Here is a 12,312-nt window from a genome sequence, read left to right as displayed (position 1 = left end):
GCGCGCCGATGACCGAGACCGACCTTCTCCCGCCGCTCCCCGAGCGCCGGCTGGAAATCCTCTGGTACCTGATCGCCAACGACGGCAGATATCCGTGGGACCCGAAATGGAAGCGGCCGGTCGACTTCGAGTACGTCCAGGCGTGGGCGAAGTCGATCGACGTCAACGGCTTCTACGGCGCGTTGCTGGCCACCCAGCCGACCGGCGGCATGGACCCCTGGATCACGGCGGCCTCGCTGGTGCCCACGACCCGGCGGATGAAGTTCGTGATCGCGGTGCACCCCTCGGTGTACACGCCGACGTCGCTGGTGAAACTCGCGACGACGCTCGACCAGAACTCCGGCGGCCGGGTCATCCTGAACATCGTGAGCGGGCACATCGGGCTCGAGGCCGCCGGGGTGCACCTCAAGCACGAGGAGCGGTACGAGCACACCGACGAGTTCCTCACCGTCTACCGGGCGCTCATGCGCGGGGAACGCGTCGACTTCGACGGCAAGCACCTCAAGATCCAGGGGGCCGAGGCCGCGTTCCTGTCTCTGCAGGATCCGTACCCGCCGCTGTGGTTCGGCGGCGCCTCGCCGATCGCCCGCGACGTGGCGGCCAAGCACATCGACAACTACCTCACGTGGGGCGAGCCGCCCGCCGAGACCGCGGAGCTGATCGCGGACGTACGCGCCCGGGCCGCCCGGCACGGCCGCTCGATCCGTTTCGGAATCCGGCTGAACCTGATCGTCCGCGACACCGACGAGCAGGCCTGGGCGGCGGCGCAGGACATGCTCGACCATGTGGACGACGGCGTCGTCGCACGGGTGCAGGCCGAGGCGGTGAAGCAGGAGTCCGTGGGGCAGGCGCGGCAGCTCGCCTTCCACAAGGGCGTCAAGCCGCGCTTCGCCCAGGAGCTCGAGGTGTATCCCAACGTGTGGTCGGGCTTCGGCCTGATCCGCGGAGGCCCCGGCATCGCACTGGTCGGCAGCCCCGAATCGGTCGCCGCGCGCATCCGCGAGTACCACGCCCTGGGGATCGACTCGTTCATCGTCTCGGGCAATCCGCTGCTGGAGGAGACGTACCGGTTCGGCGAGCAGGTGATGCCGCTGCTGCCGGTGACGCACGACGACCCCGGCCCGCTGCGGCCCGCCGGCTACACCCGGCCGCGGACCGCCACGCCGTCACCGGCCGGCGCCTCCTCGCTCGTCGCCGCCGGCTGACCCGGCGAGACGCGGCTACCTCGCCGGAGCACGGCCGCGCTGCGGCGAGGTAGCCGGCCGCGGCGCGCTTCCCGGCGCGTCCGCTCGGGAGGGTGGCTACGGCGTGCGGGGAAGCCGGACCATGACGAGGAGACCGCCGTCGGGCCGGGGAACGAGGTCGAGTGTCCCGTCGTGGGCGCGGACGATGCTGTGCACGATGGCCAGGCCGAGGCCGACGCCCGCGTGTTCGCCGGTGCGTACGCGCTCTGTTCCGCGCCGGAAGGGTTCGGTGAGGGTCGGCACCAGTTCCGGTGGGAGCCGAGGGCCCGTGTTCTCGACCCGCAGCACGCTCGCGCCGCCGTACGCCCCGGTGTGGACCGTCACGGTGCCGCCGGTGGGGAGGTTGTGGACGATGGCGTTCTGGACGAGGTTCGTCACGATCCGCAGCAGGAGCTCGGCGGAGCCGCTGGTCCGGGCCGCCCCGCCGGTGACGTCCAGTGTGATCCGGCGCTGTTCGGCGAGGGGCAGCAGTGTCTCGGTGGCCTCTTCGGCGACGAGGGAGAGGTCGACGGTCTCGCGGGTGAAGTTCCCGCGGTCGCCGCGACTGAGCAGCAGAAGGGCCTCGGTGAGCTCGATCGCCCGCTGGTTGACGGTGTGCAGGCGTTCGATGAGCTCGTCCCGGTCCCGTGTGGGGTCCTTGCGGGCGACGTCGAGGAGCGTCCGTGAGATCGCCAGCGGGGTGCGCAGTTCGTGGGAGGCGTTCGCGGCGAACCTGCGCTGCTCGGCGACGTGGGATTCGATTTGTTCGAGCATGGTGTCGAAGGCGTCGGCGAGCTCACGGAACTCGTCCTGGCGGCCCTTCATGCGGATCCGATGGGACAGGAGTCCGTTCGCGGTTTTCCGGGTGGCGTCGGTGATCTGTGTGAGCGGTGCGAGCATCCGGCCGGCGAGGATCCATCCGCCTGTCAGGCCGAACGCCAGCAGAATGGCCAGTGCTTGGGCCGCGCGGGGGACGAAGGCGCGCTGGAGGTCGGTGCGGTTGGGGACGAACGGCGGGGCCGGCGCCCAGGGCCCGCCGCCCCTCAGCCCGGTGATCCACACACCGTCGGGTACGTAGCGCAGCAGGAACACCCAGACCACGGCCAGCAGGAGAGCGCCGGCGAGCATGAGGAATGCGGCGTAGCTGATGGTGAGTTTCAACCGGGCGCTGAGCCCCGGGCGCCTGTTCATGCGTGCCTGCTCATGGGTGCCTGGTGTCCGTGCCGGCGTCGATCCGGTAGCCGACCCCGGGCACCGTGGCGATGAGCCATGGTTCGCCGAGTCGTTTGCGAAGGGCGGAGACGGTGATGCGGACGGCGTTGGTGAAAGGGTCGGCGTTCTGGTCCCAGGCCCGCTCCAGGAGCTCCTCGGCGCTGACGACACCGCCTCCGGCGGCGACGAGGACTTCGAGCACGGCGAACTGCTTGCGGGTGAGCGCGACGTAGCGTCCGTCGCGGAAGACCTCCCGGCGGAACGGGTCCAGCCGGAGACCCGCGATCTCGACGACCGGGGGCCGGGCGTGCGCGCGTCTGCGGTCGAGCGCCCGCAACCGCAGCACGAGCTCTCGCAGGTCGAACGGTTTGGTGAGGTAGTCGTCGGCGCCGAGCTCGAACCCCGAAGCCTTGTCGTCGATCCGGTCGGCGGCGGTGAGCATGAGGATCGGGATGCCGCTGCCGGAGGCGACGATGTGCCGGGCGACCTCGTCGCCGGAAGGGCCGGGGATGTCGCGGTCGAGGACCGCGAGGTCGTAGGAGTTGACGCTGAGCAGTTCCAGGGCGGTGTCGCCGTCGCCGGCGATGTCGGCGGCGATCGCCTCCAGCCGCAGACCGTCACGGACGGCTTCGGCCAGGTAGGGCTCATCTTCCACGATCAGCACGCGCATGTCCGAAGCCTACGCAGCACAACATATCGCCAAGGTATGCGAAGGCCCGCGCACACCGGACACGCGACTCAACCTGCCGACGCCGGCGCGGGGCGAGGCCGGTCCGACGGCGCTTCCGCCGCCGTGGTGCGCCACCAGCGGCGCGACGCCAGTGCGGCCAGCACGGCACCGGCGGCGTTGACGAGCACGTCGTCCACTGAGGACACCCGGTCAAGCCGCAGGACGTACTGGGCGATTTCGATCACGGCCGAGCAGCCCGCCCCGAGCGCCAGGATCCGCGGCACGGACGCCAGCGCCGCGAACCGCATCGGGGCGAAGAACCCCAGCGCCGCGAAGACCAGCAGGTTGCCGCCGATGCCGAGCGGCCCCATCGTGAGCAGGTCCCGGAACGGGATCAGACTCACCCGGCCGGAGACGACGCCGGCCCCCGGGCCCGGCATCATGGTGATCCAGACGAACGGCACCGTCCCGTAGACCATGCCCACCTCGGCCAGCGACGTCCGCCACGCCGACCGGCCGCCGGCGGCTCGCCGGACGCGCGCCAGGGCCAACGCCACCAGGGCGGCCAACGGCAGCGCGACCAGCGTCATGAGCAGCACGCCGTTCTCCGTGTCGTAGCAGCCGTGCCACCGCCCGGCGAAGCACCTGGGAGCGGACATCAGGAGCGGCCCCCGCACGACGAACAACACACCTGCCAGGCCGAGGATCGCCAGGCCGGCGAGCACCGTCCCGCGCGTGCGGCGGGGCGGTGCGGACAGGGATGCGCTCCGGTTCATCAGCCGCCCGATCCCCCGCCCGATCCTCCACTGGGCGAAGCGCCGGTGACGGCCTGCATCTCCCGCCCGATCATGTCCTGCAGCGACACGCCCTCGCTGTTGCTGAGAATGACCCCGACCCAGCCGGTGTCCGGGTAGATGCTCCAGTTGGCGCCGACACCGGGGTTGCCACCGGCACGCTGGTACATCCACTGACCATTGACGATCTCGATCGGGATCCCGTACGCCCCGAACGACGCCGGGCCGTGCGGGACCTTGGCCGCGGTGAGCACGTCGGCCCAGGGCCGGTCCAGCAGCGTGCCGTCGCCCAGCGCCCGGGCGAACCGGACCAGATCCGGAGCGGTGGCGAAGCCGCCGTCCCCGGGGGCGTCGATGAAGGCGCGGCCCGGGTTCTTGTCCAGCATGTACGAGGCGGGGCTGCCCTTGTCGAGGTTGCGGAGGGCGTCCACCTGGCTGCCGTCGGCCAGCGTCATGTACGGATGCGCGATGTTCCTGCCGGTGAGCCACTGCGGCCTGGTGTAGAACGCCGAGCCGGTCATGCCGCAGCGCTCGAAGATGTTCTTCTCGACGTAGTCCCAGTACGTCATGCCGCTCACGGCCTCCACGATCAGCGGAGGGATGGTGGCCTCGGCCTCCTGGTGGGTGGTGCTGGGAACGCCCGGGACACCCACCAGTTTCGCCAGCCGGGTCCGCCGCTCGTAGTAGTCGTGCACCTCCGCCCGGCTCTGGAAGACGCGTCGCACGTCCTCGGCCGGGCTGTCGAGCCCGGAGCAGCCGGACAGCAGGTTGTCGATGGTCACCCGCTCGGCGATCTCCGGCGCGAAGCCCTTCAGGTATTCGCCCACCGGGTCGGACAGCTGCAACTTGCCCTGCTGCGCCAGCTGCAGAATGGCCACCGCGTGGAAGGGTTTGCCGGCCGAGCTGAGGCTGAACGCCGTGCCCTCGTGGTTGGGGATCCCCTTCTCCCTGTCGGCCATGCCGTAGCTGCGGGACAGCACCGTACGGCCCCGGTGCGACAGCAGCACCACCCCGGAGAACTTCCCCTCGGCGGCCAGCCGCGCCACGTACCGGTCGTAGGCCCCGCCGGGCAGGGTGTCCCGCGGGATCCGGTCGCGCCGGGGCGAGCCGGGAGGAGACGAGGCGGCGTGGCCGGGCCCGGCGGTCGCCAACGGCCCGCCGGCCGCCACCACGCCGGCGGCCGCCAGCCCGCCCCATTTGACCAGCCGCCGCCGGTCGATGCCCCGTATCGAACCCGAATCCATGATCACGGTCCTTCCTCGCTCGACGAATCCGGCGCTGACAGTGACGCGCTGGTTCACGTCCACATCGAAGACGCGAGGCTGTTGCGGTGGCGTATGCGGTTTTCGATACGTCCGCGATACACCGGGTCCCTCGCCGCGGCCGGCACCACCCCGGTGAGCCGGAACCACCGGTGGACGCCGCGATCACTCCCAGGTCGCGGACTCCGGGTCGACGCCGTGAGCCCTGGCATTCGCGCAGATCGTGTCGCGCAGCCAGACCGCCAGGCCCGGCGTGACCGCGTCGTAGTGTGCGGCGAACCGGGCATCGGCTGCGAACATCCGCCCGATGCAGGCGTGCATCGAGTGGGTGCAGTCGAAATACCTCGGCATCAGTGCGCGGTGCCGCTCCGCGAGGACGTTCGCGCCGGGCGACCCGGGGCTGACGCCTGCCCGCTTCGCGGCGGCGAGGTCGGCGTCCAGTGCGGCGATGGCGGCCGCGACCGTCTTCCAGTCCTCCGGTGTCATCTCGCCGGCCCGCTCGACGTACTGCGCCCACTGGACGCTGTCGCCCCAGCGGTCCTCGGCCTCCCCGGCCCAGGCGGGCTGCCCATGAGACTTCGATGAGACGGTGTCGCGACCCGTTCAGCGTTTTCTCAAGCGCAGTACCGGCCGCACGCGAGCCGGGGGACGGAACCGCTCTCCGCGGCGGCCGCTCTCGATGTCGGGGCGTCACGGCACACTTGCGCGCATGACAACCGCCCCCCAGACGGCGACGTGGACTACCGCCGCACGGCGTCACCGTTTCGCCGCCTTCCTTGTCGACAACTTGATCCTTCTCGCGGCCAACACTCTGATCGGGCTGGTGCCGGGGATCACCTCCCAGCCCGAGGCCGACGAGGCCGACTACCTCACCACGCTGCTCAACCCCTACGCGGAGGCCGGCCGGCCCCTGCAGATCGCGATCATCGCTGTGGACGCCGCCTACTTCTGGGTGCAGCACGCCCTGTGGGGCCAGACGCTCGGCAAGCGCCTGTACCGCCTGAAAGTGGTGGCCGCGACGACCGGAGCGACGCCGGCGAATCGCCAGGTGGGGATCCGGACGCTCGTCCATCCTCTCCTGAGCTCGGCGGCCCCGTATCTCGGGCCGGTTCTCTATCTCGTCGACGCCCTGTGGATCTTCGGCGATCCGGGCCGGCGGTGCCTGCACGACGTCATCGCCGGGACCGTCGTGGTGGACGTGCCCGCCCCCGGCGCGAAGGCGTCGAGGAGGTCCGGATTCCTGATCGGGCTCGTCGTCCTCGTTTCCGTCTTCGCCGCCTTCGTTCTGGTCACCACGCTGCTGGCGGCGTAGTCGCCGTTCACCTCTCGTCGGCCGGGACGCCGTACCCGGACGCCCGGAACAGGAAGGAGGCCCAGGAGCGGTAGGGCCGCCACGCCTCGGCCACCTTCCGGTAGGCGGCGGGCGGAGCGTCCTCCGGCAGGCCGTACGCCTCGCGCAGGATCGCGAACAGGCGGGGTTCGTCGCCCGGGAACGCGTCCGGCGCGCCCGCGCCGCGGATCAGGATCAGGCCGGCCGAGAACGGCCCCACGCCGGGCAGGGCGCGAAGCTCGGCCAGCGCCTCCGGGGGGTCGAGCGCGCGCAGGTGCTCGGCGGTGAGCACGCCGTCGAGCGCCGCGCGCGCCAGGCCGCGCAGCCACTCCTCCTTCTGCGCGGGCAGGCCGAGGCCGCCCGCCTCCAGCAACGTCATGGGCGGGGGAAAGGCGGCGTACGGCTCCCCGTCCACGGTCACCCGCGCGCCATACCGCTCCGCGATGCGCTGTTTGATCCGGGCGGCGATGAGCATCGACGAGCGCTGCACGATGACCGCCCAGCAGGCCGCCTCCCAGGGACTCCAGAAGCACAACGGCCGCAGTCCCGGGCTCTTGCGCTGCAGGTCGCCGAGTACCGGGTCGGTCTCACCCGCCTCGGCGAAGCCGGAACCGTCCACGTCGAGGGACAGGATGCGCGCCACCTCGCCCCGGATCCCCGGCCCCGCGGCCCGCGTCGTGGCCACGGCGACCCCACCGGGCGCGGCGGTCACGGTCACGCCGATCGGCAGCCAGTCGGACTCGGCGCAGTAGGCGAAGCGCAGCGCCCGCCCGTCGGAGGGGAGCCCGCCGGTGGCCGGCCAGTCCTCGACGAAGCGCAACGTGGCGCCGAAGTCGAACGGACCCTGTGCCGTGAGCGTGAAACCGTGCCTGGTCATGGGCCTCATCGTACGAGCCCGGGCGGACAAAGGATCTTGCCGCCCGGTGCGGCCGCCGCCCGTCCCCGTCCTGCGCACACGCCCCGAGACCACGCCATCCCGTCCGAAAGATTTCGGACAAAGACTTGCAAGTTTCACTGTTGCCATACCACTCTTGTTGCCTATTCTTCACGTTGCACCGGATTTCCGGAGCAACCCAAACCGGACTAACCAGCACTTCTATCCCCATCGCGGAACAGGGCATCGTGGCGAAAATTTCGGTTCGATGGTGCCAGGACGGGGTCGTACGAGAGGAAGGTGCGGCGTGACGGCGGAGGAGTACACGCGCCGGCTGGCGCAGTTGATCTCAGAGGTGTCGGACGGCGAGATCACCGTCCAGGAGGTGCTCGCCGCCGGTCACTCGCTGTCGGCGCTCGGTCTCACCTCGCTCGGGCGGATCCGGCTCATCGACGCGGTCGAGCACGCGTTCGGCGTCGAGATGGACCTGTGCGACGAGCTCGCCGCGGTCGAGGACGTCGGCACCCTGTCCGCCCTGGTGGCCCGGGCCACGCCCGTCGCAGGGACGGCACGCGCATGGTGACGGTGGCGTTCAGCGGCGCGCGGGACGGCGAGGCGCCGCTGACCTGGGGACAGCGACTGATATGGCGGGCGGTCCATCTGATGGGCGACAGCCAGACGTTCCTGAGCTGCCCGTGGGTGCTCCCGGTGTACGGCAGGCGTGACCCCGGCAGCGTCCTGGACGCGCTGCGCGTGCTGCTCGAACGCCACGAGAGCCTGCGTACGACCTTCGCCCTCACTCCGGAAGGGCCGGTGCAGCGGGTCGCACGCGACGGCGAGCTGACCGTGGACGTCGTGGAGGCGGGCCAGGACCGGGCGCTGCGGGTCGCCGAGCGGGTCGCGGGCGAGCTGGGCCGGACGGCCTTCGTCCACGACCGGGACCTGCCGCTGCGCTGCGCCCTCGTCGTCAAGGGTGGCCGCCCGATGGCGCTGGCGATCGCCTTCTCCCATCTGGCGGTGGACTTCCAGGCGTTGAACACGCTCTCGGAGGAGTGGAAGGTCCTGCTGCGCGGCGAGAAACCGCCGCCCGCCGAGTGGCAGCCGATGGACCAGGCGGCCGCGGAGCTGGAGGAGCCCTACCCCGCGCGCTCGGCCAAGTCCATCCGATACTGGCACTCGGTGCTGGCGGACGGGCCGCTCGACGTGTTCGACCATCCGCCGCGCGAGGCGGACGACCCGCGGTTCATCGAGGTCGGCATGGAGTCGGCGGCGCTCGCCGTCGCGGCGCAACGGCTGGCGGAGCGCTGGACGATCAGCACGACCAGCGTGCTGCTCGCCGCCTGCGCCACCGTGCTGGCCACGGTGAGCGGCCGGCCGCGTGCGGTCATGCAGCTCGTGCACAGCAACCGCCGCGACGCGCGCACCCACGCGATGGTCGGCACCGTGGAACAGGACGGCCTGTTCGTGCTCGACCTGCCCGCCACGGACTTCGCCGCCGCCTGCCGGGCAGCGCAACGGGGGGCGCTCAGGGCGTACCGCAACGCGCTTTACGACCCGTTCGCGATGCAGGCCATGCGGGAGGAGATCGGCCGCCGCCGCGGCAGGGAGCCGGACCTCGACGCGTTCTTCAACGACAGGCGGACCGTCGGCACCTGGCCGGGCCTGCCTCCCGTCGGCCCCGACGAGGACGTGGCCCGCCTCACCGGGCAGACCCGGACGTACGTCACGAACGCCTGGCCCGGCGTCCGGTTCAAGGCGTTCTTCACGGTCGTCTCGGCCCCCGACACCGGGAAGCTCAGCCTCATCGTGGACACCGCCTACCTGCCCCGGGAGGTCGCCGAGGGCATGCTGCGCGGGGTCGAGGCCCTGCTGGTCCGCGCCCTCACCGAGGACGTCCCGATCACCGCGGTCCCCCGGATCTGCGGCATCGGCCCGTACGCCGGGAGCCCGACCTGAGTCAGCAGCGCGGGCCTGACCGCGACCACGGCCGCCCCGTGCTGCCTCTCGGCGCGGCCGGCGGCGTCCTTCGATTCGAGGGCGGGCGGTCAGGACTGCTGGACCGCCAGGCGCAGGCCGAAGGCGATGACGATGAGGCCGGTGAGCCGGTCCAGGGCGCGCTTGACCGCGGGCCTGCGCAGCCAGCCCCGCATCATGCCGGTGAACCCGATGAGCACGACGCTCCACACGAGCGCCTCGCACACGTGGACGCTCGCCAGGAGCACGCCCATCACCGCGTGCGGCACGCCCTCGGGCATGAACTGGGGCAGCACCGCGACATAGAAGGCGCCCACCTTCGGGTTGAGCAGGTTGGTCAGCAGGCCCCGCCGGAACGCCTGTCCCCACCCGGCGTCCGCCGGGCCGGGCTGCGCCGCGTCGTCGGCCCGGCCGCCGCGGCTGTGCCAGAGCATCCGGCCGCCCATCCAGATCAGGTACGCGACACCCGCCCACCGCAGCACCTCGTACGCCACCTGGGAGGCGGTGAGGAGCGCGGACAGGCCGGCGGCCGTGAGCAGGCCCCACAGCAGGGTGCCGGCCTGGATGCCGAGCACCACGGCCCAGGCCGGTCTCCGGCCGGCGAGCAGCGACGTACGCAGGATCAGGGCGGTGTCCAGGCCGGGCGTGAGCGTGAGGAATGCCACGATGACCGCGAACGAGGCGAGTGCGCCATAAAGGTCCACGATCGGTCACCGTAGTCCACGTTCGCATCTCCGCATGGCGGGATTCCCGTCGCCGGGCGGCACGAGCGCCGCGTCACGCCGTGCGGGACACGATTACGACGGCGTCAGGACCAGGACCGCGTAGCCGGGTGACACGCTCGCCAGCCGGAGGCGGATGTCGCCGATCCTGCCGGGCCGTCCCATGGCCAGCGTCAGCCCGCCGCCGGTGTGGCAGCGGCCGTTGACGCAGTCCTGACTGACGTCGGCGTTCATGCCCTCGACGCGATAGGTCCCCCCGCCCGCTTCGAAACGCAGCCGCACCTCGCCCCGGTCGAGGGAGACGACCGTGATCGCCTCGAGGCCGGTCTTCCGGTCGAGCCGCAGCCGGTCCCCCGGGCGGACCGCCACCTCGCAGTCCGCGTCCCGGCACGCCTGCGGATCGTCCGCGGCCGTGACCACCGAAGAGGCGGGCGAGGGCGAGGCCGCCCCTTCAGTCGTCGCGGAGACCGTGGCCGTCGCCGGGCCACCCGTGGCAGCGGATCGCGACCGCACCTCGGGCTGCGGCGTCCCGCACGCCGTGAGCACCGCCGTGAGCACCGCCGTGAGCAACGCCGTGAGCAACACGGCCATCGGTACGGCGACGAGGCCGGCCCGGCCGATCAGGCGGGACGCGTACGGCCCTGGACGCATGACTCTCCCCAGCGACGGCTGTGCCGTTCCGTGGCACCGGCGACCGGCCGCCTCCGCCACCGCGGGGGACGCCGGGCCCGATGCTCGACGTGGTCGAGCCTTCCCCGAGCCCGGCGGCCCCAATCCGGAGATCGGGAGTCACAGGCTGAGCGCGCCGGTGATCTGGCGGGCGGTCCTGCGCACCGCCGCACCCAGACGCGGCAGCGCCGCCGTCCCCATCGCTCCCGCCGGGGCCGCGACCGCGACGGCCATGCACACCCCGCCGTCCGGGCCGAAGACGGGCGCGGCGGCGCAGCACACGCCCTCGGCGAACTCCTCCCGCGCGTACCCCACGCCCTCCCCGCGGACGGCGGCGAGTTCGCGTTCCAGCGCGGCCGGGCCGGTCACCGTGCGACCCGTCGCCGTGCGGCCGGTCACCCGCCGCAGGGCCGGGGCGGACAGGAACGCCGTACGCAGGCCCGCGTCGTGGGCGAGGAGCACCTTGCCCGCGGCCGTGCAGTACAGCGGCGCCCGGTCCAGGCCGTCGGATGGCGATTTCACCCGGTTGTGCCCGTACAACCGCTCGACGTACGCGAGCTCGAATCCGTCCGGCACGGCCAGGTTGACGGTCTGCCGGGTCGCCTCGTACAGCTGGAGCAGGTGCGGCAGGACCGCCCTGCGGGAGCCGGGCAGGCGACGCCCCTGGATCGCCCAGCCGCGCGGTGCCACGAGGTCCGCGACGCGGCCGCCGACCGTGTAGTCGCCGCCCGTGCGCGTGACCAGGCCGCGCCGCTGCAGGGTCCCGAGCAGGCGGTGGGTGGTGGTCTTGGAGAACCCGGTCGACCGGTGCACCTGGGTGAGGTTCATCGGCCGCATGCCGGCGGCCAGGCACAGGAGAACCTCGATCCCGCGTTCCAGGCTGCCCAGGGCGGAGGCCGCCTCCGCCCGGCGGGCGCGATCCGACGCTACGAACAAGCCCACTCCGCGACGCTCGTTATTTGGATCCTTACAGGCCAGCGGTCACCCTAACCGCGCCGCGCCGCGCGTGCGGGGAGAACGCGGTTACCACGCGGGCGTCGCCGCCCGGCCTGGCGGCCGGCTGCGTCGCGACCTGGCTCACGTCGCGACCTGACTCGTCGGCCAGGTCCTCACCCTCGGCGGCGGTCCGCGGCTGCCTTGAAGCGCCGGCCGGGAGCCTCATCGAGCGCCCGGCCGGCGCCGGGCCTCAGTTCACCTCGACGCTCTCCAGTACGCCGAGGGCGTCGGGGACCAGGACGGCCGCCGAATAGTAGGCGGTCACCAGGTAGGAGAGGATCGCCTTGTCGTCGATGCCCGTGAAGCGCACCGACAGGCCGGGCTCGTACTCGTCCGCCAGCCCGGTGCGGCGCAGGCCGACCACGCCCTGCTTCTCGGCGCCGGTGCGCATCACCAGGATCGAGCTGAGCCCGCCCTCGGTGATCGGGATCTTGTCGCAGGGCAGGATCGGCACGCCCCGCCACGCCATGACCCTCGCCCCGTTCACCTCGGTGACGTCCGGATACACCCCGCGCCGCGTGCACTGCCGCCCGAAGGCGGCGATCGCCCGGGGATGGGCGAGGAAGTAGTGCGAGCTGCGCCGCCG

General features: G+C 72.1%; 12 protein-coding genes and 2 pseudogenes. 4 read left to right on the top strand and 10 right to left on the bottom strand.

The window, feature by feature from the left end; translation table 11 throughout:
- Nucleotides 1-8 precede the first annotated feature (8 nt).
- Nucleotides 9-1,205 (top strand): LLM class flavin-dependent oxidoreductase, encoded by a 1,197-nt coding sequence (locus AAH991_RS31250; RefSeq protein WP_346229515.1) that lies wholly within the window; start codon nt 9-11, stop codon nt 1,203-1,205.
- Nucleotides 1,206-1,301: 96 nt separating this feature from the next.
- Here AAH991_RS31250 and AAH991_RS31245 read toward each other — a convergent pair whose 3' ends face one another.
- The 5 genes and pseudogenes from AAH991_RS31245 to AAH991_RS31225 all read right to left on the bottom strand — a co-directional run.
- Nucleotides 1,302-2,414: a sensor histidine kinase gene (locus AAH991_RS31245; RefSeq protein WP_346229514.1), complete on the bottom strand. Its 1,113-nt coding sequence runs from the start codon at nt 2,412-2,414 to the stop codon at nt 1,302-1,304.
- Between the two features lie 10 nt (nt 2,415-2,424).
- Nucleotides 2,425-3,105, bottom strand: coding sequence for a response regulator transcription factor (locus AAH991_RS31240; protein ID WP_346229513.1), 681 nt, complete (start codon nt 3,103-3,105; stop codon nt 2,425-2,427).
- 68 nt (nt 3,106-3,173) lie between these two features.
- A complete protein-coding gene (locus AAH991_RS31235; protein ID WP_346229512.1) occupies nt 3,174-3,881 on the bottom strand; it encodes a VanZ family protein in 708 nt (235 codons plus the stop codon).
- Nucleotides 3,881-5,143, bottom strand: coding sequence for a serine hydrolase domain-containing protein (locus tag AAH991_RS31230; protein ID WP_346229511.1), 1,263 nt, complete (start codon nt 5,141-5,143; stop codon nt 3,881-3,883). Before AAH991_RS31230 ends, AAH991_RS31235 begins: the two co-directional genes overlap by 1 nt.
- A gap of 183 nt (nt 5,144-5,326) precedes the next feature.
- Nucleotides 5,327-5,704: pseudogene (locus AAH991_RS31225) on the bottom strand (TipAS antibiotic-recognition domain-containing protein); the annotation flags it as partial.
- A 166-nt stretch (nt 5,705-5,870) separates the two neighbouring features.
- Between AAH991_RS31225 and AAH991_RS31220 the strand changes: the two are divergent.
- Nucleotides 5,871-6,473: an RDD family protein gene (locus tag AAH991_RS31220; protein WP_346229510.1), complete on the top strand. Its 603-nt coding sequence runs from the start codon at nt 5,871-5,873 to the stop codon at nt 6,471-6,473.
- A gap of 7 nt (nt 6,474-6,480) precedes the next feature.
- Here AAH991_RS31220 and AAH991_RS31215 read toward each other — a convergent pair whose 3' ends face one another.
- Entirely contained in the window at nt 6,481-7,368 is an 888-nt protein-coding gene (locus AAH991_RS31215) for a DNA-3-methyladenine glycosylase family protein (protein WP_346229509.1), read from the bottom strand.
- A gap of 304 nt (nt 7,369-7,672) precedes the next feature.
- On the opposite strand from AAH991_RS31215, the gene AAH991_RS31210 reads away from it, so the two are divergent.
- Entirely contained in the window at nt 7,673-7,948 is a 276-nt protein-coding gene (locus AAH991_RS31210; protein ID WP_346229508.1) for an acyl carrier protein, read from the top strand.
- The gene (locus AAH991_RS31205; protein WP_346229507.1) at nt 7,942-9,321 is read left to right on the top strand and encodes a condensation domain-containing protein; all 1,380 of its coding nucleotides are present in this window, start codon (nt 7,942-7,944) and stop codon (nt 9,319-9,321) included. Before AAH991_RS31210 ends, AAH991_RS31205 begins: the two co-directional genes overlap by 7 nt.
- 89 nt (nt 9,322-9,410) lie before the next feature.
- Here the strand turns inward: AAH991_RS31205 and AAH991_RS31200 are convergent, their stop codons facing one another.
- The 4 genes and pseudogenes from AAH991_RS31200 to AAH991_RS31185 all read right to left on the bottom strand — a co-directional run.
- Complete coding sequence (locus AAH991_RS31200; protein ID WP_346229506.1) at nt 9,411-10,043, bottom strand: LysE family translocator; 633 nt, start codon at nt 10,041-10,043, stop codon at nt 9,411-9,413.
- A gap of 93 nt (nt 10,044-10,136) precedes the next feature.
- The gene (locus AAH991_RS31195) at nt 10,137-10,712 is read right to left on the bottom strand and encodes a hypothetical protein (RefSeq protein ID WP_346229505.1); all 576 of its coding nucleotides are present in this window, start codon (nt 10,710-10,712) and stop codon (nt 10,137-10,139) included.
- 138 nt (nt 10,713-10,850) lie between these two features.
- Nucleotides 10,851-11,666 carry an IclR family transcriptional regulator gene (locus tag AAH991_RS31190; RefSeq protein WP_346229504.1) on the bottom strand — a complete coding sequence of 272 codons (816 nt, stop codon included), beginning with the start codon at nt 11,664-11,666 and terminating at the stop codon, nt 10,851-10,853.
- 250 nt (nt 11,667-11,916) lie between these two features.
- Nucleotides 11,917-12,312, bottom strand: a pseudogene (locus AAH991_RS31185) (Crp/Fnr family transcriptional regulator); the annotation flags it as partial.

Origin of the sequence: Microbispora sp. ZYX-F-249 (genome assembly GCF_039649665.1) — a bacterium.
GTDB classification, from domain to species: Bacteria; Actinomycetota; Actinomycetes; order Streptosporangiales; family Streptosporangiaceae; genus Microbispora; species Microbispora maris.
This window is presented reverse-complemented; position numbering and strand designations above follow the sequence as displayed.

What these genes read in the sequence shown, in the direction of transcription:
- AAH991_RS31250 (WP_346229515.1), top strand. Translation starts at nt 9, where the DNA reads ATGACCGAGACCGACCTTCTCCCGCCGCTCCCCGAGCGCCGGCTGGAA.
- AAH991_RS31245 (WP_346229514.1), bottom strand. Translation starts at nt 2,414, where the DNA reads ATGAACAGGCGCCCGGGGCTCAGCGCCCGGTTGAAACTCACCATCAGC.
- AAH991_RS31240 (WP_346229513.1), bottom strand. Translation starts at nt 3,105, where the DNA reads ATGCGCGTGCTGATCGTGGAAGATGAGCCCTACCTGGCCGAAGCCGTC.
- AAH991_RS31235 (WP_346229512.1), bottom strand. Translation starts at nt 3,881, where the DNA reads ATGAACCGGAGCGCATCCCTGTCCGCACCGCCCCGCCGCACGCGCGGG.
- AAH991_RS31230 (WP_346229511.1), bottom strand. Translation starts at nt 5,143, where the DNA reads ATGGATTCGGGTTCGATACGGGGCATCGACCGGCGGCGGCTGGTCAAA.
- AAH991_RS31220 (WP_346229510.1), top strand. Translation starts at nt 5,871, where the DNA reads ATGACAACCGCCCCCCAGACGGCGACGTGGACTACCGCCGCACGGCGT.
- AAH991_RS31215 (WP_346229509.1), bottom strand. Translation starts at nt 7,368, where the DNA reads ATGACCAGGCACGGTTTCACGCTCACGGCACAGGGTCCGTTCGACTTC.
- AAH991_RS31205 (WP_346229507.1), top strand. Translation starts at nt 7,942, where the DNA reads ATGGTGACGGTGGCGTTCAGCGGCGCGCGGGACGGCGAGGCGCCGCTG.
- AAH991_RS31195 (WP_346229505.1), bottom strand. Translation starts at nt 10,712, where the DNA reads ATGCGTCCAGGGCCGTACGCGTCCCGCCTGATCGGCCGGGCCGGCCTC.